The organism is Thalassospira sp. B30-1 (assembly GCF_015767575.1).
In the GTDB taxonomy this organism is placed as follows: Bacteria; Pseudomonadota; Alphaproteobacteria; order Rhodospirillales; family Thalassospiraceae; genus Thalassospira; species Thalassospira xiamenensis.
In genome coordinates, this window is sequence record NZ_CP065232.1 from 2,850,001 (window position 1) to 2,875,861 (window position 25,861).

20 protein-coding genes are annotated in these 25,861 nt (G+C 53.3%); 12 read left to right on the top strand and 8 right to left on the bottom strand.

The window, feature by feature from the left end; all coding sequences use genetic code 11:
- The first annotated feature begins 115 nt into the window (after nucleotides 1-115).
- Nucleotides 116-1,159 (top strand): proline racemase family protein, encoded by a 1,044-nt coding sequence (locus IT971_RS13685; RefSeq protein WP_223305163.1) that lies wholly within the window; start codon nucleotides 116-118, stop codon nucleotides 1,157-1,159.
- Between the two features lie 9 nt (nucleotides 1,160-1,168).
- On the opposite strand, the gene IT971_RS13690 is transcribed toward IT971_RS13685, so the two are convergent.
- The 5 genes from IT971_RS13690 to IT971_RS22545 all read right to left on the bottom strand — a co-directional run bounded on the left by IT971_RS13690 (nucleotide 1,169) and on the right by IT971_RS22545 (nucleotide 6,774).
- Entirely contained in the window at nucleotides 1,169-1,855 is a 687-nt protein-coding gene (locus IT971_RS13690; protein ID WP_007091511.1) for a GntR family transcriptional regulator, read from the bottom strand.
- 171 nt (nucleotides 1,856-2,026) lie between these two features.
- On the bottom strand, nucleotides 2,027-3,028 hold the full coding sequence (locus tag IT971_RS13695) for a 4-hydroxyproline epimerase (protein ID WP_063094690.1): 1,002 nt from the start codon (nucleotides 3,026-3,028) through the stop codon (nucleotides 2,027-2,029).
- An 11-nt stretch (nucleotides 3,029-3,039) separates the two neighbouring features.
- Complete coding sequence (locus tag IT971_RS13700; protein WP_063094688.1) at nucleotides 3,040-4,329, bottom strand: FAD-binding oxidoreductase; 1,290 nt, start codon at nucleotides 4,327-4,329, stop codon at nucleotides 3,040-3,042.
- 178 nt (nucleotides 4,330-4,507) lie between these two features.
- Nucleotides 4,508-5,404 (bottom strand): dihydrodipicolinate synthase family protein, encoded by an 897-nt coding sequence (locus IT971_RS13705; protein ID WP_037988692.1) that lies wholly within the window; start codon nucleotides 5,402-5,404, stop codon nucleotides 4,508-4,510.
- A 206-nt stretch (nucleotides 5,405-5,610) separates the two neighbouring features.
- A complete protein-coding gene (locus tag IT971_RS22545; protein WP_063094687.1) occupies nucleotides 5,611-6,774 on the bottom strand; it encodes a glycosyltransferase family 4 protein in 1,164 nt (387 codons plus the stop codon).
- Nucleotides 6,775-6,912: 138 nt separating this feature from the next.
- Here IT971_RS22545 and IT971_RS13715 point away from each other — a divergent pair, with 138 nt between their 5' ends.
- Entirely contained in the window at nucleotides 6,913-9,024 is a 2,112-nt protein-coding gene (locus tag IT971_RS13715) for a bi-domain-containing oxidoreductase (protein WP_063094685.1), read from the top strand.
- Here the strand turns inward: IT971_RS13715 and IT971_RS13720 are convergent.
- Both IT971_RS13720 and glpK read right to left on the bottom strand, forming a co-directional pair.
- Nucleotides 9,006-9,947 (bottom strand): AEC family transporter, encoded by a 942-nt coding sequence (locus IT971_RS13720; RefSeq protein WP_063094682.1) that lies wholly within the window; start codon nucleotides 9,945-9,947, stop codon nucleotides 9,006-9,008. The two genes, IT971_RS13715 and IT971_RS13720, sit on opposite strands and share 19 nt — an antisense overlap.
- Before the next feature lie 188 nt (nucleotides 9,948-10,135).
- Nucleotides 10,136-11,629: a glycerol kinase GlpK gene (glpK, locus tag IT971_RS13725; RefSeq protein ID WP_063094680.1), complete on the bottom strand. Its 1,494-nt coding sequence runs from the start codon at nucleotides 11,627-11,629 to the stop codon at nucleotides 10,136-10,138.
- A 272-nt stretch (nucleotides 11,630-11,901) separates the two neighbouring features.
- Between glpK and IT971_RS13730 the strand changes: the two genes are divergently transcribed.
- Both IT971_RS13730 and IT971_RS13735 read left to right on the top strand, forming a co-directional pair.
- Nucleotides 11,902-12,996, top strand: a complete 1,095-nt coding sequence (locus IT971_RS13730; protein ID WP_063094678.1) for a UDP-N-acetyl glucosamine 2-epimerase — start codon at nucleotides 11,902-11,904, stop codon at nucleotides 12,994-12,996.
- Between the two features lie 88 nt (nucleotides 12,997-13,084).
- Entirely contained in the window at nucleotides 13,085-13,597 is a 513-nt protein-coding gene (locus IT971_RS13735) for a hypothetical protein (RefSeq protein ID WP_007091520.1), read from the top strand.
- Between the two features lie 77 nt (nucleotides 13,598-13,674).
- Here the strand turns inward: IT971_RS13735 and IT971_RS13740 are convergent, their stop codons facing one another.
- Complete coding sequence (locus IT971_RS13740) at nucleotides 13,675-15,135, bottom strand: NAD-dependent succinate-semialdehyde dehydrogenase (protein WP_063094676.1); 1,461 nt, start codon at nucleotides 15,133-15,135, stop codon at nucleotides 13,675-13,677.
- A 553-nt stretch (nucleotides 15,136-15,688) separates the two neighbouring features.
- Here IT971_RS13740 and glpD point away from each other — a divergent pair.
- The 8 genes from glpD to IT971_RS13780 all read left to right on the top strand — a co-directional run bounded on the left by glpD (nucleotide 15,689) and on the right by IT971_RS13780 (nucleotide 25,825).
- Nucleotides 15,689-17,230 (top strand): glycerol-3-phosphate dehydrogenase, encoded by a 1,542-nt coding sequence (gene glpD, locus IT971_RS13745; protein ID WP_063094674.1) that lies wholly within the window; start codon nucleotides 15,689-15,691, stop codon nucleotides 17,228-17,230.
- Entirely contained in the window at nucleotides 17,227-18,327 is a 1,101-nt protein-coding gene (locus tag IT971_RS13750; protein ID WP_063094672.1) for an ABC transporter ATP-binding protein, read from the top strand. Before glpD ends, IT971_RS13750 begins: the two co-directional genes overlap by 4 nt.
- Before the next feature lie 15 nt (nucleotides 18,328-18,342).
- Nucleotides 18,343-19,437, top strand: coding sequence for an ABC transporter ATP-binding protein (locus IT971_RS13755; protein WP_063094670.1), 1,095 nt, complete (start codon nucleotides 18,343-18,345; stop codon nucleotides 19,435-19,437).
- Between the two features lie 13 nt (nucleotides 19,438-19,450).
- Complete coding sequence (locus IT971_RS13760) at nucleotides 19,451-20,323, top strand: carbohydrate ABC transporter permease (RefSeq protein ID WP_007091526.1); 873 nt, start codon at nucleotides 19,451-19,453, stop codon at nucleotides 20,321-20,323.
- 1 nt (nucleotide 20,324) lies between these two features.
- Entirely contained in the window at nucleotides 20,325-21,128 is an 804-nt protein-coding gene (locus IT971_RS13765) for a carbohydrate ABC transporter permease (RefSeq protein ID WP_007091527.1), read from the top strand.
- Between the two features lie 25 nt (nucleotides 21,129-21,153).
- On the top strand, nucleotides 21,154-21,426 hold the full coding sequence (locus IT971_RS13770) for a DUF2160 domain-containing protein (protein WP_007091528.1): 273 nt from the start codon (nucleotides 21,154-21,156) through the stop codon (nucleotides 21,424-21,426).
- Between the two features lie 136 nt (nucleotides 21,427-21,562).
- Nucleotides 21,563-23,314 carry an ABC transporter substrate-binding protein gene (locus IT971_RS13775; RefSeq protein WP_110252839.1) on the top strand — a complete coding sequence of 584 codons (1,752 nt, stop codon included), beginning with the start codon at nucleotides 21,563-21,565 and terminating at the stop codon, nucleotides 23,312-23,314.
- Between the two features lie 207 nt (nucleotides 23,315-23,521).
- Nucleotides 23,522-25,825, top strand: a complete 2,304-nt coding sequence (locus IT971_RS13780) for a methyl-accepting chemotaxis protein (RefSeq protein WP_063094668.1) — start codon at nucleotides 23,522-23,524, stop codon at nucleotides 25,823-25,825.
- Nucleotides 25,826-25,861: the final 36 nt, after the last annotated feature.

A 25,861-nucleotide genomic window follows, 5' to 3' on the forward strand; every position in this document is an offset into this window, starting at 1 on the left:
GACTATTGCGCACATGTTCAAGGCCGTTAAGATAGACCTGCCGCGCCAGGTAAAGCACCCGACTTGAGCCGGAATCCAGCCCCGAATTTCCTTTAAAAATTTGCAGAACACCGAAATGAGCCGCCAAATGCCCTCCAAACAGTCCCTGCCCGACCGGGAATCCCCGATCAAAGTCATTGATATGCATACCGGCGGCGAACCGCTTCGGATTATCACATCGGGATATCCAGCGATTCCGGGCGACGATATTCTGGCCAAACGTCGATATGCCCGCGACGAACTTGATCATCTGCGGCGGTTTCTGATGTTCGAACCGCGCGGTCATTACGACATGTATGGTGCCATTCTGGTCGAACCGAGCCTGCCGGATGCTGATCTGGCGGTTCTGTTCATTCACAATGAAGGCTATTCGACCATGTGCGGCCACGCCATCATCGCCCTTGGCCGATATGCGGTTGATTACGGGTTGGTTACACCGATTGAACCGGTAACGCCGGTTAATATTGAATGCCCCTGCGGGCTGGTACGTGCCGAAGTATCGGTGACCAATGGGAAAAGTGGTGCCGTCCGTTTCAAATCAGTCCCATCCTTCATGTTTGCTGCCGATGTTGAATTGGCGCTTGCCGACGGCCGGGCATTCAAAACAGATATCGGATATGGCGGTGCATTCTATGCCGTTCTGGATGCCGGGCAATTCGGCCTTGAGGTCGGGTCTTCACCGGTGCGGCACCTGATCGATATTGCGCAGTCCGTATGCAGCGCGGTGAATGCCAGTGTCACGCTAAACCATCCTGATCATGGTGATCTGGCGTTTTTGTATGGCGCGATCCTGACCGATGGCAGAGACACATCCGCCAAAGAGCCAACACGTAATATATGTGTCTTTGCCGATAATCAGGTTGATCGAAGCCCGACTGGATCAGGTGTTAGCGCAAGGCTTGCCATTCTTCATGCCAAAGGATTGATCATGCCCGGCACGGTTCGAAGGTTTGAAAGTGTTATCGGATCAGAATTCTATGGCAGCGTTGTTAACACAACCCGATGCGGGCCCTTCCCGGCCATAATTGCCGAAGTATCCGGACAGGCTCATTACAGCGGCGAAGCCAGCTTTTGGCAGGATGGGAGTGATGAAATCGGACGTGGCTTTGTTGTCCGGTAACAATTGACGTCAGTTCGAAAGGCCCTCGCTGGCGCGGGCACCACGCAGGCATTCGATAAGGCTGTTTTTCGAATTCTCGATATGGGCTTCGAGAAGTTCGACCGCATAGTCGACATCGCGAGCCTTGCAGGCATCAAGTATATGGTGATGTTCGCGTTCGGCCCGATCAGTTGCCCCGGAAAGAGCGAGCTGTGCCTGTGTGAAACGGACCGTGTTGTTTCCGATCATGCGGATGATTTCCAGCGTTTTGGGCCGGTTCGACGCACGATAAAGCCGATCATGGAATTCACGGTTAAGTTCGCCCCATTTCGAAATATCCCCAGACCGAAAGGATTCGTCATAAACGGCGAGTATGTCTTCGACCGATTTGATGTCTTCGGGTGTCAGACGCGGCACGGCATGACGCAGTAATTCGCATTCCAGCATTTTGCGAACTTCAAAAAGTTCTTCGATTTCGTCAAGCGAGAGATGGGCAACAATCGCCCCCTTGTGCGGCTGGAACGATACCAGACCTTCGGCATCCAGACGTTGAAGCGCCTCACGGACCGGGATTCGAGACACATTATATTCGGTAGCAATCGCATCCTGACGCAACTGGAACCCGGCCGGGAAATCACCCGACAGGATACGGGCACGCAAATCTTCAGTGACCTGATCAGTAATGGTGCGGCGGGTAAAACGCGGTGATGCGGTCATTTTGGCTCTTTTTATCTGTCCTGTGCGGTATCGGGTCCGGCTTCATATCCCCAAACGTCACCGCCCCCTTTTTCTAGTCATACCGATGCGTTGGTTTACGCGCAATATAATTGCAATCACGCCGCGACGGTATCAGGAGCTTGAGAACAGAAACCGGCCCCGATCAAACGCCTATTTCACGATAAATCCATGCGCGTAAGGATCACGGTCATCAATGAAAATCGTGTTGTAACCATGCTTGCGTGCCCAGCCCTCGATCCCGGGCACGACCGCGTCATAGTCGCCGACCTTTGTCTGTTCGACGACGGAGACACGGAACTGCGATCCGATAATGCTTTCATGAACCAGCTCATGCGCTGGGTCCCACTGCCCCTTGCCAACCAATTGTGCCAGACGCGCAGAAGAGCCCGTCCCGCAGGGAGATCGATCAATCCCCTTATCACCGTAAAACACTGCATTGCGATGGGTGCTGTCAGGCTGGGTCGGTTTTCCAGTCCACTGGATATGTGACAGGCCCTTGATATCCGGGTGAAGCGGGTGAATGAACTCGCCAACCTCGTTCAGGCGACGACGAAGTTCCGGACTGATGCGCTGAAAATCGCCAACTGTGTATTCGGCCATGTCACGGAAGTTTTCCTGTGGCTCGACAATCGCATAGAAATTGCCGCCATAAGCAACATCAACCTTGATCGGGCCAAGATCGGGACAATCGACCTCGATATCCGTTTTATACAGGAAGGACGGAACATTGGTCAGCTTGACCGATTCCACGTAATCGCCAACCTGTTTGTATTCGGCAATCACCAGCCCGGCAGGCGTTTCAAGACGCAGTACTCCCGGGGTTTTCGGCTTTACCAGACCTTCCTCGATTGCCATCGTGACCGTTCCGATCGTGCCGTGACCGCACATCGGTAGGCAGCCAGACGTCTCGATAAACAGGATGGCTACATCGCAATCATCGCGGGTCGGTTCATAAAGGATTGAGCCCGACATGATGTCATGGCCACGCGGTTCGAACATCAGTCCGGTTCGTATCCAGTCATATTCCGCCAGAAAATGCGCACGCTTTTCAAGCATATTTGCACCTTCAAGCTTTGGTCCGCCACCGGCAACCACACGCACCGGATTGCCGCAGGTATGTCCATCAATACAAAAGAAGCTGTGTTTTGCCATTTGGGGCGGCCTTATCCTTGGAAACGATCAATACGATACGGGGTCATGTTAATGGGGGCAGTCGCGTCACTCACCAAATCGGCAATCAGCCGTCCGGTGGTGGCCGCCATGGTCAGGCCAAGATGGCCGTGACCGAATGCGAAGAAGACATTTTCATGTTTGGGGCTTGCCGAAATCACAGGCTTGGAATCCGGCATTGAGGGGCGGAATCCCATCCATTCGGTGCCACCTTCAGCACTGAGTTTCGGAAGAACTTCCTTGCCTTTGGCAAACAGAGCCTTGGCGCGATCATAATTGGGGGCAGCAACCAGACCGCCAAGCTCAACCGCCCCGCCCACACGAATACCCATTTCCATCGGCGTCAGAACAAAGCTGTCATCGGCAGAAATAATCATGCGCGATAGCTTCACGCCATTATAAGGGACCGTTGTGTTATAACCCCGTTCGGTATCAAGAGGCACCGATGAACCAAGTCGCGTGGCCAGCGTTTTTGACCATGCACCGCATGCAATAACAACCTTGTCGAAGGTAATCTGTTCACCTTGTGCCGTCATCGCGGCACGCGGTTTGCCATCGCGGTAAACGAAATCGATAACCTCGGCATTCTGAAACTTTCCACCGCGTTCGATGAAATGGTTGTAAAGGCCGGTAACAATCCTGAACGGATCCAGAACCCTGCCCCAATCCTCCTCCATCACACCACACGCGAAGATCGGGGCCAGATCGGGCTCAATATCCCTTACCTCATCCTTGGTCAGATCACGAATTTTGATCCCGTTACGACGGCGAAGATCAATTCCGTATTGGGCATCCCGGCGTGTTTTCTCGCTGCGATAAACACCCATAGCGCCTTCTTTTTTAAACACCGCACCGGAAAGGCCTGCTTCTGCGATCACCGGATCGTAATCTTCCCAGGCGCGATTAAGGATGGCTGCTAATTCGGTTGCAATCTGCTCTACCCGGCTTTTCGAACTGGCGGCCAGGAAACGGATCAGCCACGGCATCATTTTAGGCAAATAGGACCAGCGCACAGAAAGCGGCCCCAATGGGTCCATAAGCCAGCCGGGCACATTTGCCCAAACACCCGGCATGGCAATAGGCGCGCATTCAGTGACGGCAATTCCCCCAGCATTACCAAAGGATGCCCCCATCCCCGGTTCTCCGCGATCCAGAAGGGTGACGTCATAGCCCTTCTTCAAAAGAGCCAAACCGACATTGACCCCGACTATCCCGGAGCCGACAACGACGGCATGCTGTTTTGACTGTGAGGGGGACTTTGAAGCGGAAGAAGGTTTTGGCATGTTCCGGGCCCTGACTGCTTTGGTGTGCGCGTTTTATCTTGATCTCTCGTCTAGTGCCAGATGGCAGCAAACTCCCCTGCGAAAATCACAGGAGAGCTCACACTTGCCATCAAATCATACGCAAATGCAATCACGCCTTACGGAGCTGATGCGATGAATGCGTTGATTGCAAAGCGAATTAAAGTTTCGGGCGTGTGTCGATGGCTTTCTGGATGGTTGCGCGGATGCGTTCCATCTCCTCGCCAACCAGCGGAAGACGCGGAGCACGGACATGGGCCTTACCCACGCCGGTCATCTCCTGTGCCAGTTTGATATACTGAACGAGCTTGGCATGAACATCCATGTGCAGGACCGGGGTAAACCAGCGATAGATTTCAAGCGCTTCCTTGTATTTCCCCTCAGACAGCAGCTTCCAAAGTGCGACCGATTCCTGCGGGAAAGCATCGGTAAAGCCCGAAATCCAGCCAACCGCACCAAGAACCTGGGTTTCCATGACAAGGTCATCCATGCCACAGAACAGAACGAAACGATCACCACAGGCATTATAGATGTCGGTAATACGGCGCGGGTCGCCGGAGCTTTCCTTGATCGCAACCAGGTTCTTCACATCGGCAAGCTGGTTGAATTCTTCAGGCTTGATATCGATGCGATAGGCACCGGGGTTGTTATAGATCATGATCGGTAGCTTGGTCTTGGCAGCAACCGACCGGAAATGCTCGATATTTTCGCGCGGATCGGCGGTATAGATCATGCCCGGCAGAAGCATCAGGCCATCAGCGCCAAGTTCTTCGCATTTCTGCACGTAGCGAATGGCAGCCTGGGTCGAGTTTTCGGCAACGCCCGACAGAACCGGTATGCGACCGTTGGTAACTTCGACAGCAAGCTTGAGAACCGCGATTTTTTCTTCCGGCTCAAGGGTTGCGTTCTCGCCGACCGAGCCCAGCATGACAAGGCCGTCAACACCGGCCTTGATCAGGGCTTCGATCTGATGGGCGGTCATATCGAAATCGATTGAACCATCTTCATTCATCTGGGTGGCAACGGCGGGGAATACGCCAGTCCAGTTCACTTGCATGGAAAGTAACCTCCTGATTTGGTCGCGCGCCCATTAATGGGTTAGACCGATTAATCGTTAAAACCCGGATATTTTCGAGCCTAAATTACTCATATGTATATTGTATACAAATTTTAGAATTCGATAGCAATGGGAAATTTTAGAAAATAAAAGGCCCCGCCATGCGGAGCCCATCTTGGTTTCATTGTCTCAGTTTTCCAATTTTATTACGGTATTAATCCCGGCTTGCCGGAGATAACATCAAGGGTCTCGCGGATGATCACTGCATCACACAGCTCCTGCTCGACCATGACACGCGCATTCTGGCCAAACTTCTGACGCTTTGCATCGTCCTCCATAAGGTTCTCAATCGCATCTGCCAAAGCTTCCGCATCACCCAACCCTACCAGCAAACCGGTCTGTTCCTGTTTTACGATTTCACGACAGCCTGGAACATCTGTTGCAACCATCGCCAGACCGCTCGCAGCGGCCTCAAGCAAAGACTTCGGCAACCCTTCCCGCCAAGATGGCAGAACAGCCAGATCAGATTGCCTGAGCAATTCAGCAACATCGCTTCTTTTTCCAAGCCACTCTATCAAACCGTCATTCTGCCATTTCACAAGGCTTTCGGTGTCGGCAGAGTCAGGATTTACCGGATCAGAATCACCGACCAAAAGTATTCGGTAATCTCGGGCTCTGGATTTGAGGATACGCGCGGCATCAACCAGTTCTGCCAATCCCTTGGACCACAACATTCGGGCCACGAAGATCACAGTTTTGCGTAAACCATCAATTCCATCCTGCTCCCGCGGATGGAATTGCCTGATATCCACCCCGGAACCACGCACGAGAGAAAGGCGCGTCTTGCGGAAGCCAAATCCACGCATCAGATCGAAATCATCCGAATTCTGAACAATGATGTGGATTGATGGGCATCTGGCATAAAATCGCAACAACATCGAAACCACAGCACGCACCAAACGCGCTTTGGTCCCGTTTGAAACGAACATGAAACCGAGCCCGGTTACCATGTTTACGGAACGACGCGCGCCAACCATCAACCCAGCAAGGCAAGACAAAACAACACATTGTATTGCGACATTGATAACCACATCCGGTTGCTCTCGACGGATAAGGCATGCAAGCGCCCTGATCGTCTTCAGCGATTTCAAAGGGCTAAGTCCACCGCGCGCAATCGGCACATCGATAACACGGAAACCCTCGGCTCGCAGTTGGACAGCGGCGTCATTCGCATTGCACGCGACAATCACCTCATCGCCACGTACAAGTGCGGCCCGACCCAAACCAATCCGATGGGAAACGAAAGACCAATCCTCTCCGCAGACGAATAACAGTTTGCGACTACGCTTTGCCGAGACATTTTTTTTCATATGACGGATTCCGTGATTATGACATCGGCTTTGCTAAACGCCTGCCAAAGTCCCGTCAATGACGGATCGACCTGCACATACTGATATGATTTAATTCCTGTTCCATATTTCATCCCTAACGTGCATCAGGACGATATCATGACGGATATGCGGGCATTATTACGGTTTCCCGGTGAAAGACGGCTTGCCGTGGCCAATTGCCCCGTTCCCGCCCTATTGCCCGGTACCATTCTGGTCCGCACAGAGATATCTGTCATCAGCAATGGCACGGAAAGACAGCAATCTAGCGAAACCAAAGCGTCCCTTATTAGAAAGGCATGGCAGCGGCCGGATCTGGTAGCGTTGACAATTGAAAAGTTTCGTCGCGACGGCGCGCAGGCAACCCTCACTGCCGTTAAAGGACGCCTTGGCAGACCAATGGCGACCGGATACGCCAATTGCGGAACTGTCGAGGCAATGGCCCCGGATGTCACCGACTTTGATATTGGTCAGCGCGTTGCCTGTGCGGGTATGGAGCATGCCAATCATGCAGAATATAACATTGTCCCACGCAATCTGGCTTGCCCCGTCCCCAACACTGTATCAGACGAGATGGCAGCCTTTGCCACCCTTTACGCCATCGGACTTCATGCCGCCCACCAGGGAGAACTTGAGATCGGGCAGAAGGTCGCCGTGATTGGATGCGGCCTAATCGGTCAAATAGTCGCTCAAATCACAATCGCAGCCGGTGGGATTGTGACCGTAATTGAACCGTTTTCGGAGCGCAGAAAAAAAGCAGAAAAAAGCGGGGCCAAATATGCCTATGCAGATATCAGCACCGCCCCTGTTGACCAGTTCGATGCTGTGCTTATTTGCAGTAACAATAACAAAGAAGCACGCACAGTAATTGAATCAGCCGCAAAGCTTTGCCGTGATCGTGGCATCATTGTCTGCGTTGGAGACGTTGCTGTGAACGCACCGCGCAATATCCTGTATCGCAAGGAAATTACCATCCGGCAGGTGCGGTCCTATGGCCCGGGCCGTTATGACGCGAACTACGAGCAACTGGGACAGGACTACCCGATCGGCCATGCCAGATGGACGGTAAAACGGAACATGGCGGCAGCACTATCCCTGATGGAAAGTGGAAAGCTCGACCCGGCCTCGCTTATCTCCCATCGGATTAACCTGCATGAAGCTTCTGATTTTCTATCAGGAGGTGATGACCCGACCATAATGGCGACGGTCATTAAATATCATCGAACCGATAGCAAACCGCAACCACCAGCCCCAGTCAAAAAGATCAGCAAGCCTAATGTCATGCCGGTCCGGATCGGATTGATAGGCGCGGGAAATTACATGAACAGCGTTTTGCTCCCTCGATTAAAGCTGCGCAAAAAGGTCGCATTGAATGCGGTCGTCTCGGGCAAAGGTCTTTCGGCACTGGCCATCTGCCGGCATATGCCGGATATAACTACCGCGTCCGATCCGGATGAAATTCTGTCAAATCACGATATCAATACGGTGTTTATTGCCACCCGGCACGATAGCCATGCGGACCTCGCCAGTAAGGCCTTAGGCGCAGGGAAACATGTCTGGCTGGAGAAGCCGCTTTGCATCCATCCGAAACAGATCGGCACACTCCAACAGGCTGCAGGATTGAGCCAAACACAGATATTCATGGTTGGACATAATCGTCGCTTTGCGCCGATGACAGCCAGACTGAAACAGCATCTAGTCAAAGGCAAAAAGCAATTCCGCTATCAGGTACGTCCCAATCCACTCCCTTCCGATCACTGGCTGTACCGTCCTGATCAAGGTGGCAGAACAATCGGAGAAATCAGTCATTTCATTGATCTGATTGGCTATCTGACAGGAGCTGAAATGATCAGCCTTTCATGTGACTGGATTGATCGCAAGGCCGGTGACAGCGTTTGGTACATGCACTTTGCCGACGGATCACGAGGCGAAGTTTCTTACATGCATGCCGCCCGACGCAATATGCCAAAGGAAACTCTTGAGGTCCTTGCACCGGGATTTTCCGCCACGATCCAAGATTGGCGGAAGCTTGTGATCAATGGCAACACTGTCATGCGAAAAGGCATTTTTAAAAGCCCTGACAAAGGGCATGACAACGCCATTGACTGCTTCATTGATGCCGTAAGCTCAGGCATCCACGACCATCGAATGCAAGGGATCGCAGCAGAAATAAGCTTGATGGACCAAATCCTGTCCGCGGCCGAAGGCAGCCGTCATGATGCCCCGGCATAAAGCACAATAAGCGGCAAAGTGATCACACTGATCAGCGTCGTGATCAGAATGGTCGTGGAAGACCGATCAATACAAACATTATAGCTACCAGCAATGATTGCCACATTCGCCCCCGCAGGAAGAGCCGCAATCAGAACCACGATGGTCAACCACAGCGGTTGCAAGTCAAAAATAAAATGAGCGATCAGGAACACAAGAACCGGCTGCACAAACATTTTCGCAACAGTGCACAGCGTGCTTGCGGACATATTGCCACGAACGGACTGCCCATAAAGCCCAGCCCCGACCAGAAGCAACGCGATTGTGGGCCCTGCCGTCCGAAACCGTTCGAGTGTTCCATCAATCATTTCGGGCAATCGAAGATCAATCAGGGACGCCAGTACACCAAGGATAATCGCAATGATAATCGGATTGCGCAAAACCCGAATGACACTGCGAACGACATTGGGCAACCAATGCCCGTCGCCGGAACGCGAACCTTCCACGATCATCACCGTAAGCCCCAACAAGGTCAGCGGATGGATCGACAGGATAATCAGAAGCGGTACCAGACCTTCTTCACCGTATACAGCCTGAACCAGGGGGATACCGAGCAGCACAATATTGGAGAAAACCCCGCCCATGGCGGTTACAGCCGCCTCGTCCGTTCTCGCCTTAAGCCACGCCCGTGCAACCATAAACACCAGTAAAAAGTTCAGAAGTGCGCCTGCATAGTAGCTACCCCACAAACGCAAATCGAAATGCGCACTGATGTCGGATTGCGAGAGGGTTTGAAACAGCATAGCCGGAATAAAGGCATTCATCGCAAGGCGGGCAAGGAACGGAATGCCTTCGCGGCTGATGACGCGGAAACGGGTTAAAAGATAACCACACAGGATCGTCAAAAAAACAGGTCCAACTTTTCCAACGATCAGATCAAGCATCTTCCCCCCTGGCCGCCCGGTGACGGCCCCCAAACGGTCGCACCCTGTATCCAATAGCAGCAGTTCTATGAAAATACGGACGAATATCCGCAAAAAGAAAGGACGGTACCACGTGGTACCGTCCCGATCTTACAAAGCAATTTATGCGATGACCAGTCTGTAAAGCCATCGGACAACAGCGAAACTATTCAGCCCTGCTCTGTCATGGTTCGCTTGACCGCACTCTTCCAGCCGCCCAAAAGATGTTTCCGGCGACCAGCTTCAAGTTCTGGTTTGAATTCAGCATCCATATGCCAGTTTTCGGCGATATGATGGAGGTCGCGGTAAACCCCCGCCTGCAACCCCGCAAGATAGGCGGCACCAAGTGCAGTTGTTTCCGTCACAACCGGGCGCTGAACCGGAATATCGAGAATATCTGAAAGGTTCTGACACAACCAGTCATTGGCAACCATACCACCGTCAACCCGAACGGCCTTGGGCGAAACACCGTCTGCCGCCATCGCTTCGAATAGATCAAAGGTCTGATAACAAACGCTTTCAAGTGCGGCACGAACGAATTCACGTGGCCCCGTGTCACGGGTCAATCCGAAAATGGCACCGCGCGCATCCGGGTCCCAATAAGGCGCACCAAGTCCGGTAAAGGCCGGAACAAGATAAACGCCGTGATTATCGTCAAGCGATTTGGCCAAACCTTCGCTTTCGGCGGCCGATTTGATGATGCCAAGACCATCCCGCAGCCACTGCACCGCCGCTCCGGCAACAAAAATCGCCCCTTCGATGGCATAGCTGGTTTTGCCATTCAAACGATAACCGATCGTGGTCAGCAAACGATGCTGCGATGTCACAGCATCGTCCCCGGTATTGAGAATCACAAAACAACCGGTGCCATAGGTGCTTTTGATGTCGCCTGGCTCAAAGCAGCACTGACCGAATGCGGCTGCTTGCTGGTCGCCTGCCATACCTAGGACAGGAATTTCACGCCCAAAGATATCGGCATCCACCATTCCGAAATCGGCAGCACAATCCTTGACTTCCGGCAACATGCGCTTGGGAACACGGAAGATTTCGCACAACCTGTCATCCCAGACATTGTCGCGAATATTGAAAAGATTGGTGCGTGCGGCATTGGTGGCATCCGTCGCGTGCGATTTTCCGCCGGTCAAACGCCACAGCAGGAATGAGTCGACCGTACCAAACGCTAGGTCACCCTGTTCGGCCAGCGCCCGTGCACCGGTGACATGATCGAGTATCCACGCAGCCTTGGTTGCCGAGAAATACGGATCGATCAAAAGCCCGCTTCGATTATTGACATCAATTTCAAGGTCCGGATCACGCTTTTTCAAATCATGGCACAAAGCCGCAGTCCGACGATCCTGCCAAACGATGGCATTATAAACGGCTTTGCCCGTCTTGCGGTCCCAAACCACGGTGGTTTCACGCTGGTTGGTGATGCCTATTGCCACAACGTTGGCAATATCGATCCGCGACAATGCTTCGCGACAAACCGCAACAACCGTTTCCCAAAGGTCTTCAGGATCATGTTCCACCCAGCCACTATTGGGAAAATGTTGGGGAAATTCCTGTTGCGCGACCGCCACGGATCGGCCGGTGGCATCGAAAACGATGGCGCGTGAGCTGGTGGTACCCTGATCAATTGCCAGAATGTAACGTGTATCGGTCATTTCTGTTTCCTCCCGAGCCGACAGTTGGTCTGCCGTACCGTTCCGGTCCTTTGCGGCGGCTGATTTTTACCGTGCATCCGACTGGTTCGACTGATTTTCTGTTTCTATTTAGAAAAGAATCATACTAAAAAACAATTCGTTTTCGAAAATTTTATCACATTTTTTGACAAACCACCTATCCCGTTTGGCAGCTGATCAGCCAAAATGATATAAAAGACAACACGTTATCATACGCTCATCCAGCTTGAGCATTCATCAGGAAAAACGCCGCAATGATCATCGATCTGGTCTATGGCACCCGCCCCAACCTGATCAAGGCTGCCGCCCTTTATCTGACGTGGTGGGAAAGGCGCGATGATTTACCTTTTACCCTTCGTCTGATCGATACCGGCCAACACTGGGACCCGGCCCTTTCCGAAGGTTTGCGTTTTTCGCTTGGCATACCTGCTCCTGAAATCCGACTTGGAATCGGGCAACCGGGAAATAACCGGAGCACACTCGTTCAGAATGCAGACGATGCCTATTGCCGGGTGCTAGACCAATCACTGCCGCAGGCAACGATCGTCATCGGTGATGTTAACGGCTCTTTGGGTGTCGCGCGCGCGGCAAGAAGACATTCGATTTTTCTGATCCACCTCGAAGCCGGCTTGCGAGGCGGGTTTGATGCCATTGCCGAAGAAGCCAACCGGACTGAAATTGACATCCTTTGCGACATGCATTGGGCCCCGGATGAAACTGCGGCCAACAACCTGCGTAAAGAAGGCATTGACGCAAAGGGAATCCAAAATGTCGGTAATATCATAATTGATGCGATGCTCCGCTTTGGTGGAACGAACATACCAATTGATCCTTCTTCGCCCGGTACCGGGCCTGTATTACTGACGCTACATCGGGCTGAAAATATTGATAACCTTGTTCGACTATCATCAATCGTGAATGCGATTGTTGACCTTGCCCGGGAAACTCAAATCGTCTGGCCGCTTCACCACCGCGCACAAGAATCCCTTGTAAAAAGCGGTCTTTGGCGCCGTATTCGGGATGCCGAAAACATCAAGGTCACATCCCCGATGCTCTATCCCGATTTCCTGTCAGTTCTTTTTCACGCCCGCTATGTGATAACGGATTCTGGCGGTATGATTGATGAATGCGCCTGGCTTGGAAAAGCTGGGTGTATTTTGCGACCGACAACAGAACGTCCGACTGCATTGAGTGCTTCCGCACTGGAAATTTGTGAACCGGAAGACCTGGTCAAAAAAGCCGCCAGCCTGTTCGAGGTAAAAATGCCCCCGTTCCCTTTCCGGCCTGCCGGCTGGGATGGCAAGGCAGCCGGGCGAATGCTTGATACGCTAATTCCGTTTGTTCGGTGAAGCTCACCGATAAATCGCGGCACGGGATTTGCAACCTTAAGTCCCATGACAGGATTTTACCGGCATTATTTTCCCATGGAGGATCGGGATGACAATATATGACACCCTGATGAGCATCACCAACACGGCGTCCAGCGTCAAAAGCACCTATGCGGCGGCAAAAACCATTGCGTCGAACAGTCGCCCCCTGCCCGAAGAGAACAAGGAAAAAAATGCCGATATCGCCTATATCAAGGAACACGGCTTCACGACTTATGTGAAGGAGCTTGAAGAACGCAAGATCGAAGAGATGCGCCGCAAGATCCTTCAATCGATGGGCCTTGATGAGGAAAGTCTGGCCAAGATGGGCGCAACCGAACGTCAAGCCATCGAAAAAGCGATTGCTGATGCGATCGAGGAAAAGCTGAACGGCGCGTCACTCGCCAACAAGCAAAACAACGACGATGAAACACCGTCAGAACGACGTGATCGCATGCAGGCTGAAATTGCATTCAACCCGAATATGTTCGACGTTTTCACAGCCCTTCAATCTGAACTTTCGGATGGCTCGGTCCAGTCGATCACATCCGATAACAAGAAAAAGAACGAGAACGCAGCATAACATTGTGATTGCGTGTAAAAACCAAAGGCGCTGTCATTTCGACAGCGCCTTTTTCGTTTCGGAAGTCCGAAAATGCCTTAATCGTCAATGCCTGCCATGCAGACATATTTGACTTCAAGGTAATCCTCTACCCCGTATTTTGAACCTTCGCGGCCGATACCGGATTGCTTGTAGCCGCCAAACGGGGCAACTTCGGTTGCGATCACACCAGCATTGACACCGACCAGACCGGTTTCAAGGCCCTCGGCCAGCTTCCAAATGCGGCTAATGTCGCGTGAATAGAAGTAAGAGGCCAGACCGAACTCTGAATCATTGGCCATTTCCAGCACTTCATCATCACTGTGGAAGCGGATCAGCGGTGCCATCGGACCGAAAGTTTCCTCGCGGAAGACCAGCATATCCCGGTTGGCATCGGCAATCACGGTTGGCTCAAAGAAGCTGCCGCCTTTTGCGTGGCGCTTGCCACCGGTCAGAACCCGGCCACCTTTGGAAACGGCGTCGGCAATCTGGTTTTCAACCTTCCCGACAGCCTTTTCCGTGATCAGCGGGCCAAGGACAACACCTTCTTCGGTGCCATCGCCAACTTTCATCGCCGATGCCTTGGCGGCATATTTTTCGGCAAATTCGTCATAGACAGCATCATGAACAAAGATACGGTTTGCGCAAACACAGGTCTGGCCACTGTTGCGGTATTTCGAGGCAATCGCCCCTTCGACTGCGGCATCAATATCAGCATCTTCACAGACTATGAACGGAGCATTGCCACCGAGCTCGAGGCTGATTTTTTTGACCGTGTCGGCACATTGACGCATCAGCAAACGTCCAACTGCGGTTGAACCGGTAAAAGTCAATTTGCGAACCGTCGGGTTTTCGGTCATTTCGGCACCGATGGTTTTGGCATCACCGGTCACTATAGATAGAAGCCCCTTTGGCAAACCGGCGCGTTCGGCCAGAACTGCCATGGCCAGAGCCGAATATGGAGTTTCTATTGCCGGCTTGACGACCATCGCACAGCCCACTGCCAAAGCCGGTGCCGCCTTGCGCGTGATCATCGCGGTGGGGAAGTTCCACGGCGTGATTGCCGCACAAACGCCAACCGGCTCTTTCAGAACAACAACCCGGCGCCCCTGTGCAAAAGTCGGAATAACATCGCCATAGATGCGTTTGCCTTCCTCGGCAAACCATTGGAGGAAAGACGACGCATAGGCTATTTCACCGCGCGCCTCTGCAAGCGGCTTGCCCTGTTCGGCCGTCATCAGGCGTGCCAGGTCTTCCTGATTTTCCATCATTAGGTCGTACCATTTCATCAAAATGGTCGAGCGTTCCTTGGCAGTACGTTTCTTCCACTGCTTTTGCGCCTTTTCGGCGACTTCAATCGCGTGGGCAACGGCATCGCGGCCCAAAACAGGCACAGTGCCAAGCACTTCGCCATTCGCGGGATTGGTGACCTGTTCGGTTTTGCCGTCTGGGGCGTCGACCCATTCACCGCCAATATAGGCTTGCTGGGTGAACAAGGACGGGTCTTTTAAAGAAACCATAGGAATGCCTCCGGAGTTTTGCTTTGGGATCGAAGCATGAAAGTCATGAACATCATCTAGTTCGATCCGTGGTGGTTGCCACATCTTCGCAAGTTAAAAGACCATTTGGCAATCGCAAACACCTCGACCGCCGCGCTTTGCAACAAGATTGCGTTGCCCATCAGCCATGGCTGGCATTTTCGCATAGTCGGCTGGCAAAACCGTAAGCTTCCGCGCCCGGGGGCAAATTGCACCGGGCTGACGTTGCAATCTTATGCAATTAGGGAACAGGTGATCTGCTTTATTTTTTTCGGATTCAAACGATTCTGATCAACTTTCCAGATCAAACCGGATCATCCCGACATCGAACGGAGAGCCGAAACAAATCGTGCAGAATCGAAGACCTCAATTATAACAATACACTACAACCCCACATTCTTATTTCGTTATCGAAAATTAAAATTCTTCATAATTTTCGCTTGCAATTATTTTGGGTGGTTCGTAACGTTTTTGACATAACAGAATGACAGTTGAGAACATCTGTCACAAATCAGGGCAATCAGGGAGGAAGCGGTTGCTCACTTCAGAAACATACGACATTGCCATTATCGGCGGTGGCATCAACGGTGCAGGCATTGCGCGCGATGCGTCCGGCCGCGGCCTTAAAGTCTTTCTTTGCGAGAAGAACGACCTTGCAAGTGCGACTTCATCGGCCAGCACAAAGCTGATCCATGGCGGGTTGCGTTATCTGGAACATTACGAATTCCGTCTGGTGCGAGAGGCCCTGATCGAGCGCGAAGTGCTTTTGAACGCTGCCCCGCACATCATCTGGCCGCTTCGCTTTGTTCTCCCTCACGTTAAAGGATTACGTCCGGCCTGGATGATTCGATTGGGCCTGTTCCTGTATGATCATCTGGGGGGGCGCGAAAAACTTCCTGGCTCCGAAGGCATCCACCTTAATCATCATGTCGCCGGTGCCCCACTGGTAACTGGCATGAAAAAGGCGTTCATCTATTCCGATTGCTGGGTGCAGGATGCGCGCCTTGTTGTGCTTAATGCCATGGATGCCCGAAATCGCGGCGCAGTTATCCGTGTCGGCACCGAATGTGTATCGGCACGTCGCGAGGGCGATCTTTGGTCTGTTGCGGTTCGCGACAGTGCGGGTGAACAAACGATCAAGGCCCGCTCGCTGGTCAATGCTGCCGGTCCATGGTGTGCCGAAATCCTTGAAAAACGCGTCGAAGCGAAAAAGAAGCAAGGTATCCGCATGGTACAGGGCAGTCACATCGTGGTGCCAAAACTGTTTGACCATGATTACTGCTATATCTTCCAGAATCCCGATGGTCGCATCGTATTTGCCATCCCCTATGAACAGGATTTTACTCTGATCGGCACTACGGACCGCGATTACGAAGGCGACCCGTCTAAAGTCGCGATCAGCAGCGATGAAATCAGCTATCTGTGCGAATTGTCCAACACCTATTTCGCTCACAAGATCGCACCGGCCGATGTCGTCTGGTCCTATTCCGGTGTTCGCCCGCTTTATGGGGATGGCTCCGAAGACGCATCCCAGGTCACGCGCGACTACGTTCTTGAAATCGATAATGGTGACAAAGGTGCGCCACTTCTGAACATTTACGGCGGCAAAATCACCACCTATCGCAAACTGGCCGAATCAGCGATGAGCAAACTTTCGCCCTATCTCGGGTTTGCGGATGATCGCTGGACCGATAGCGTGCCCCTTCCAGGGGGCGACATGCCTAATGGCGATTTCGAAAGCTATCTTGCTGCAACGCAAAAGAAATTTCCGTGGATTCCGGCGGCTCAACTCTACCGCTATGTGCGAAACTACGGCACACTGACCCACACCATCATTGGCGATGCATCCGACCTTTCGGGGCTGGGCACGCATCTTGGCGATGATATTTACGAATGCGAACTGCGCTATCTGGCGGCTCAGGAATGGGCGCGTACTGCCGATGACGTTCTGTGGCGCCGATCCAAACTCGGCCTGCATCTGTCAAAGGACACCCAGACCGCCATTGCGCAATGGTTTGCGACTGAAACCAAATCGAATAACGCCGTGAAAACGGGCGAAGGAACAAATGCGAAATGACCCTTACGCTTGAAAACATAACCAAGACCGTGGAAGGGGAAACCCACGTCGATGATGTGTCGATTTCGCTGGAGCCGGGATCATTTAACGTCCTGCTCGGGCGGACACTGGCTGGCAAAACGACGCTTATGCGCATTATGGCCGGTCTTGAACCACCAACCGGCGGACGCATTCTGGTCAATGGCAAGGATGTCACCGGCATGCCGGTTCAGAAACGCAACGTCGCCATGGTTTATCAGCAGTTCATCAACTACCCGTCGATGAGCGTCTATGACAACATCGCATCACCGCTTAAATTGCAAGGCGTTGATGCTGCTGAAATTGAACGCCGTGTGAAATCCACCGCCGAACTGATGCATATCGAACATCTGCTAGATCGACTGCCACAGGAACTGTCGGGTGGTCAGCAGCAGCGCACCGCCATGGCGCGCGCCATGGTCAAGGATTGCACTCTGCTTCTGCTTGATGAACCACTGGTCAACCTTGACTATAAACTGCGCGAAGAACTGCGCGAAGAAATCCCGAACCTTCTGGCGAAACGCGACACAATTGTCGTTTACGCCACCACCGAGCCGATGGAGGCCCTTTTGCTGGGCGGCAAATGCGCGGTGATGCATGAAGGTCGCGTAACCCAGTTCGGCCCGACGACGCAGGTCTATCACAACCCGGCATTTGTCGAGACGGGTCTGATCTTTTCCGATCCGCCGATCAATCTGGTCAAGGCCGAAGTCCGTGATGGTGCACTTTATCTGGCAAGCGGCCATCAGGTCCCGCTGACCGGCCATCTTTCGGTACTCGCGAATGGCCAATACACCATCGGGGTTCGTGCCAATCATTTGTCGGTCGATCAGACCAGTGCGGAATCCGTTGCGATGCAGGGCCAGGTTGAACTTGCTGAAATCACTGGCTCCGAGACTTTTGTCCATGTCCATTTCAATGATGTTTCCTGGGTGATCCAGGAAGAAGGTGTGCACAACCCGCGGCTTGGCGAGGCAGCCACCTTCTATGTCGATCCCAAACGTCTGTTTGCCTATGACGCCAATGATCGCCTTGTGGCGGCACCGCCCGTTGAAATTCAAAACGGCAAGGCCGCCTGAGGTTGGAGAATTAAAATGGCACGTATCGATCTTAAAAGCCTTGCGCACTCTTATTTCCCAGACCCGAAAGGGGACGAGGACTACGCCCTTCGCCGCATGGAACATGTTTGGGAAGATGGCGGGGCCTATGCCCTTCTTGGCCCGTCGGGCTGTGGCAAGACCACTTTGCTTAACATCATTTCCGGTCTTCTGACCCCGTCCGAGGGACAGGTCCTTTTTGATGGCAAGGACGTCACCAGACTGGCCCCGGAGGAACGCAATATTGCGCAGGTTTTCCAGTTCCCGGTCATTTACGACACCATGACCGTTTACGAAAACCTTGCCTTCCCGCTGCGCAATCGTGGCGTGGATTCAAAACGGGTTGACGAACGTGTTCGCGAAATTGCCGGAATGCTCGACCTGACCGGCAAGCTAAAGCAAAAAGCACGCGGTCTGGGTGCGGACGAAAAACAGACGATTTCGCTTGGCCGCGGACTGGTTCGCGACGATGTTTCGGCGATCCTGTTTGACGAACCGCTAACCGTGATTGACCCGCATCTGAAATGGGTCCTGCGTCGCAAGCTTAAGGAAATTCACAACAAACTGCGCCCCACCATGGTCTATGTGACCCATGACCAGGTCGAAGCCCTGACTTTCGCCGACAAAGTCGTTGTCATGTATGGCGGCAAGGTCGTGCAGCTTGGAACCCCGCAGGAACTGTTTGAAAATCCGGCCCACACCTTTGTCGGTTACTTCATTGGAAGTCCCGGCATGAACATCATGCCCTGCAATATCGATGCAGGTGCGGCATGGATTGATGGCAAACGCATCGCGCTTTCGGATCGCCACATCGAAGCCGTTGCCAAGGCATCAGGACCGATTGAACTTGGCATCCGTCCCGAATTCCTGCGCATCGAAACCGGAAACGGTTCCGAAGGCGACAACGGGATCGAGGTCAATATCGTCAAGGTCGAAGACCTTGGCCAATACAAGATCGCAACCACCCGTTTCGGATCATCCGAAATGAAGGTCAAGGTTAGCGAAGATCAGCAGATTACCGGCCAAAGTGGCATCCTCCGGTTTGCACCGGAATGGACCAAGCTTTACGCCGACAGTCAGTTGGTCGCGTGAGGGGGATGGGGAAATGAACAAGATTACCAACAATAAGGCATGGTTCCTCGTCCTGCCGGTCTTCTTTATCGTCGCCATCAGCGCGATCATTCCTTTGATGACGGTCGTGAACTATTCGGTTCAGGATATTTTTGATCCGCAAACCCGTTTCTTTGTCGGTGCCGACTGGTTCCGTCAGGTCCTTGAAGACAGCCGTCTGCATGATGCCCTGATCCGCCAGATCATTTATACCGGCAGCGTGCTGTTCATCGAAATTCCGCTGGGTATTGGCATTGCGTTAACCCTGCCACGCAAAGGCTGGGGTGTTTCGGCCTGCATGGTTCTTCTGGCTTTGCCATTGCTTATTCCATGGAACGTGGTTGGCACCATCTGGCAGATTTTTGGCCGTGCCGATATCGGTCTTGGTGGTTATGCGCTTAACATGATTGGCATGGACTACAACTACAGCCAGAACCCGATGGATGCGTGGGTGACCGTCCTTGTGATGGATATCTGGCACTGGACCAGCCTGATTGTTCTGCTGTGCTATGCCGGTCTTCGGTCGATCCCGGATGCCTATTATCAGGCCGCCAAGATTGACGGTGCATCGAACTGGGCCGTATTCCGGTTTATCCAGCTTCCGAAAATGCAGTCGGTCCTCGTGATCGGTGTCCTGCTGCGCTTCATGGACAGCTTCATGATCTATACCGAACCCTTCGTGCTTACGGGCGGCGGGCCCGGTACGGCCACCACATTCCTCAGCCAGTTTCTGGTCACGATTGCTGTGGGTCAGTTCGACCTTGGTCCGGCTGCGGCATTCTCGCTGATCTACTTCCTGATCATTCTGCTGGTTTGCTGGGTTTTCTATACCGTCGTAATGAACGCCGGAAAGCGGGAGGAACAATAAAATGCGGTTCCAGAAACGTCATATCGCTCTTCTTCTTTATATCGTGTTCCTGTTGCTGCCGATTTATTGGCTGTTCAACATGTCGATCAAGACCAATTCGGAAATCCTGGGCGCAATGACCCTGTTCCCGGATAATCCGACGCTGGCGAACTATGCGACCATCCTGACCGATCCGGCATGGTATTCTGGCTATATAAACTCGATGATCTATGTCGGGATCAACGTCGTGATCTCGCTTCTGGTTGCTCTGCCTGCGGCATATGCTTTTTCCCGCTATAACTTTACCGGCGACAAGCATCTGTTCTTCTGGCTCCTGACCAACCGCATGGCACCGCCTGCCGTGTTCCTGCTGCCGTTTTTCCAGCTTTATTCAAGTGTTGGCCTGTTTGACACCCATATCGCTGTGGCGCTTGCGCACTGCCTGTTCAACGTGCCGCTGGCCGTCTGGATCCTTGAAGGTTTCATGTCGGGCATTCCAAAGGAAATCGACGAAACCGCCTATATCGACGGTTATTCCTTCCCGCGCTTCTTTACCACGATCTTCATTCCGCTGATCCGCTCGGGTATCGGTGTGACGGCCTTCTTCTGCTTCATGTTCAGCTGGGTTGAACTGTTGCTGGCCCGCACCCTGACGTCGGTCGATGCCAAACCGATCGTGGCCACCATGACCCGTACCGTTTCGGCATCGGGGCTTGATTGGGGGGTTCTGGCGGCTGCGGGTGTATTGACAATCGTGCCGGGTGCATTGGTGATCTGGTTCGTTCGCAACTACATCGCCAAGGGCTTCGCGATGGGCCGCGTGTAATCGGAAAACAGGAAGGAATAAAACAATGACTTGGATGGCCTGGACCCCGATTACCGCCGTGTTCTTTTCCTGCATCATTTTGATGCTGATCGGAATGGGAATATGGCAGGCGGTTTCACCAACCGTTCCGCGCCGTGGCTTCCTGCCACTGGAAACAACCCGCGGGGATCGCCTTTTCATCAGTTTGCTTGGTGCAGCCTATATCCATCTCGGCTTTATGGCATTTAGTGATGCCGCCATCTGGATCGCATCAATCGTTGCCCTTTTCTGGCTCATCATCGTGATGCGATGGGGCTGAACAATCCGGAACGGTACTGTTTCCTGCAACGGTGCCGTTCCTGTCGTCATTCATCGCGGCGGGTACTGTCTTCCCCCGTCACGGGTGAACCGGATTTTTCCGGAAGTGCAATGGAAGACAACCAGGGAGGAACGACATGATCGTCAAAGCCAAAGGCTCCTCTGCCATTCTTAAAGGCAGTGCAGTTGCGGTCGCACTCGGTCTTGCGGTATTTGCCAATCCGGCAGCAGCAGACCAGTACACCGACGCGGCAAAAAAATGGATCGATAGCGAATTCCAGCCGTCGAGCCTTGATAAAGATGCCCAGATGGCCGAACTTGAATGGTTCATCAAAGCAGCCGAGCCGTTCCGCGGCATGGAAATCAACGTGGTATCCGAAACCATCACCACGCACGAATATGAATCAAAGGTTCTGGCCAAAGCCTTCTCGGAAATCACCGGGATCAAGCTGACCCATGACCTGATCGGTGAAGGCGACGTGATCGAAAAACTGCAGACCCAAATGCAGTCCGGTCGTAACATTTATGACGCCTACATCAATGACTCCGACCTGATCGGTACGCATTCGCGTTACGATGCGGTCGTTCCGCTGACCGACTTCATGGCAGGCGAAGGCAAGGACGTTACCTCGCCGACGCTCGACCTTGAAGACTTCATCGGCCTGTCCTTCACCACCGGTCCGGATGGCAAACTTTACCAGCTTCCCGACCAGCAGTTCGCGAACCTTTACTGGTTCCGCTATGACTGGTTCCAGCGTGAAGACCTGCAAAAGCAGTTCAAGGACAAATACGGCTATGACCTGGGTGTTCCGGTCAACTGGTCGGCATACGAAGACATCGCCGAATTCTTCACCAACGACGTGAAGGAAATCGACGGTAAAAAAGTCTATGGTCACATGGACTACGGCAAAAAAGACCCGTCTCTGGGTTGGCGCTTCACCGACGCATGGCTTTCGATGGCTGGCGCTGGTGACAAGGGCATCCCGAACGGTCTTCCGGTTGATGAATGGGGTATCCGCGTTGAAGGCTGCGCACCTGCAGGCTCCAGCGTCACCCGTGGTGGTGCGGCCAACGGCCCGGCGGCTGTTTACGCTCTGACCAAATACATCGACTGGCTTAAAGCCTATGCTCCGGCAGAAGCCGCTGGCATGACCTTTGGCGAAGCCGGTCCGGTTCCGGCACAGGGCCAGATCGCCCAGCAGATATTCTGGTACACCGCCTTCACCGCCGATATGGCGAAAAAAGGCACCCCGGTAGTGAACGAAGATGGCACGCCGAAATGGCGTATGGCACCTTCGCCGCACGGCCCGTACTGGGAAGAAGGCATGAAGCTTGGTTATCAGGATGTGGGTTCCTGGACCTTGATGAAGTCCACCCCGCCTGAGCGTCGTAAAGCTGCATGGCTTTATGCGCAGTTCGTCACGGCGAAAACCACCTCGCTCAAAAAGACCCTTACCGGTCTGACTCCGATCCGTCAGTCTGACCTTGATACCCAAGCGATGACCGACATCGCACCGAACTGGGGTGGTCTGGTTGAATTCTATCGTTCCCCTGCTCGCGTCCAGTGGTCGCCGACCGGCACCAACGTTCCGGATTACCCGAAACTGGCTCAGCTCTGGTGGCAGAACGTTGCCGAAGCTGTAACCGGCGAACGCACCCCGCAGGAAGCAATGGATAACCTTGCAACCGCGATGGACCGTGTTTTGGAACGTCTGGAACGTGCAGGTATCGGTGGCGAATGCGCACCGAAACTGAACGAGGAACAGGATGCCCAGTACTGGTTCGACCAGCCCGGTGCTCCGAAACCGAAACTTGATAACGAAAAACCGCAGGGTGAGACCGTCAAATACGACGATCTGATCGCGGAATGGAGTGCGGCCCAGAAATAATCCAGGCCTCACAACTGGGGGTGCCGGGGGTGATTTATCATCCCCGGCCGTCCCAACAATTTCTCTAACAACTTATTTGTTCATACCGATTTCAAAACACGATCCGGCTTTTATGGATCGATAAAAACCGAAGACATCCGGCAAACCGGATGCAAGGTCCCATACAGGGAATGTCTGGCTCATGGCGGGCACGACAGGGAGGAAACAGTGAATACCGCGATTAAAAAACGTCGCGCTGGCCTTGGCATTCAAGGTCGGCTCATGGCTTCTTTTGCCCTGATTCTGGTGCTGGCCGGTATTTCATCGGTGGTTTCCTGGATCTCGTTTGGCAACAGTCGGGCGCTTGTCGCCGACATAACTAATGATAGCCTACCCTCGATCATCCGGCAGATGGAACTTGCCATGGATGGTGTCGGACTGGCGGCTCAGGCACCGGCACTGGCAACATCGCGCAATGCCGATGAACTGGCTGAAACCGAGGCACGCCTTGATGCCCTGATAGGCGATGCCCGCACCCGGCTTGGCGAAATTGCAGCGACCAATCCGGAACCTTTGATGTTGCCGGTTGCCCCGACCAATTCCGAAACGAACGCAAATGCGGGTGACGCCGAAACACCGGATCAGGTACCGGACCAGACCGTGGAACCGGAACAAACCGTTGCTGTCGACGCAATTGAAACCCTGACCGCACAGCTTGACGATATTGTTGCACGCCGCAACACACTGCATGAATTGACCATGCAGCGGCTTGAACTTGAAAAGCAGCGCGGTGATCTGACCCTTGATATGGTCTTTGCCTATAGCGATCTTTCAGAATTCATCAATCCGCTGGTCGAGGTTGTTGATATCGATGTCTCGCGCGGTATATCGCGTGTTGTAGATGGCAATAGCGATACGGTGGCTGAGCTGGAAGAAGCCATCAGATTTTCCCAACTGATTTCCGAAATCCGCGCCAACATGAATCTTGCATTTGGCATGTTGACCGCCGCCATCGCCGTGCCAGAAGGCGATGCCATGGACGAGGTCCGCAATCAATGGAGTTGGGCGGAACTTCGCATTTCAGACGCGCTGGAAAAATTGCCCGATAACAATGATGGCACCCAGATAAAAAAACTGGCCGAGGCATTGCTGGTTTATGGCGCAGGTAAAGACAGCGTTTTTGATCTTCGCGAAACCGAATGGGACAATCAGTACAAGACAGAACAAACTCTTGATGCGACCCTGACCAGCGCCGAAGCATTGAGTACATCCATCACGCAACTCGTTGACGCCAAACGTCTTGAGGTCGATAACAGTGCTGCCAATGCCCTCTCGCAGGTGGTTCGCGATCAACAAGTGATTGCCCTGATCGGTATTGCGGTTGTGATGATCTCGCTTCTGATCCTGATTTTCTATGTCCGTGGTAACCTTATCAAACGCCTGCTGCATGTGATTGACGGTATGCGTCGTGTTGCAAACGGCGATCTTTCGACAGAAGTTCGCGATACTGGCCGCGATGAAATCGGTCGCATGGCCGAAATTCTAGGACAGTTCCGCGAAACCAGCCTTGCCGCCCAGCGGGCCGAGGAAAATGTCGCCCGCGAACGCGAGACTGCCGAAACCGAACGCCGCCGCGCCATGCTGGAACTGGCCGACGCGTTCGAAGCATCGGTAATGCAGGTTGCAAAGGATGTCTCACGCGAGGCCGAAAACATCCAGATAACCTCCAATCAGGTGCGCGAACAGGCCGAAGTCGCATCCAGTAACGCCACGGGCGTTGCCGGTGCGTCCGAGGAAATATCGATCAATATGGCATCTGTTTCCGATGCGGCAAAGTCGCTGTCTGAGCGAGTCCGTGATACAGGCCTTCGCGCCCAGCAATCCGTGAATGCCGCCACCAACGCGGTCGATGCCGCCCGCCAGACCAGCGAAACCATGCACGAACTAGAAACCGGTGCACAGGAAATCGGCGAAATCCTTAACCTTATTCAGGATATCGCCGCCCAGACCAACCTTCTGGCTCTGAATGCAACGATTGAAGCCGCCCGTGCAGGCGACGCAGGCAAAGGCTTTGCAGTTGTCGCGCAAGAAGTCAAAAACCTTGCCAATCAGACCGGCACGGCAACCGACCGGATTGCCCAGCGCATCACCGGGATCCAGACAACAACCGGTATCGCGGTACAAGCCATTGCCACCATCCGCGACAGCATCACCGGCATTCACGAAACGGTTGGCGAAATGTCGGCAGCAGTTGACGAACAACAGGAATTCGTCTCCGAAATCGCAAGCAACGTCGAACAATCCGCCACCGCCGCCAACGAAATGAACACAACAATTGCACAGGTCAGCACAGCAGCAGATGACAATCTAAAGGCCGTCGATGGCCTGCGACAGGCAACAGATCGTCTGCGCCATCAATCCGACGATCTCGGAAAGCGCGTGCGCGATTTCCTTGACTCCATCCGGTCCGAGCAAGCAACGACAACTCGCCAGCAAAACAACAAAACCATAGATGAAGCCTCCCTCCCGTGAGAGCACTTGTCTGGGGCCCGATAAGGATGCCCTTCC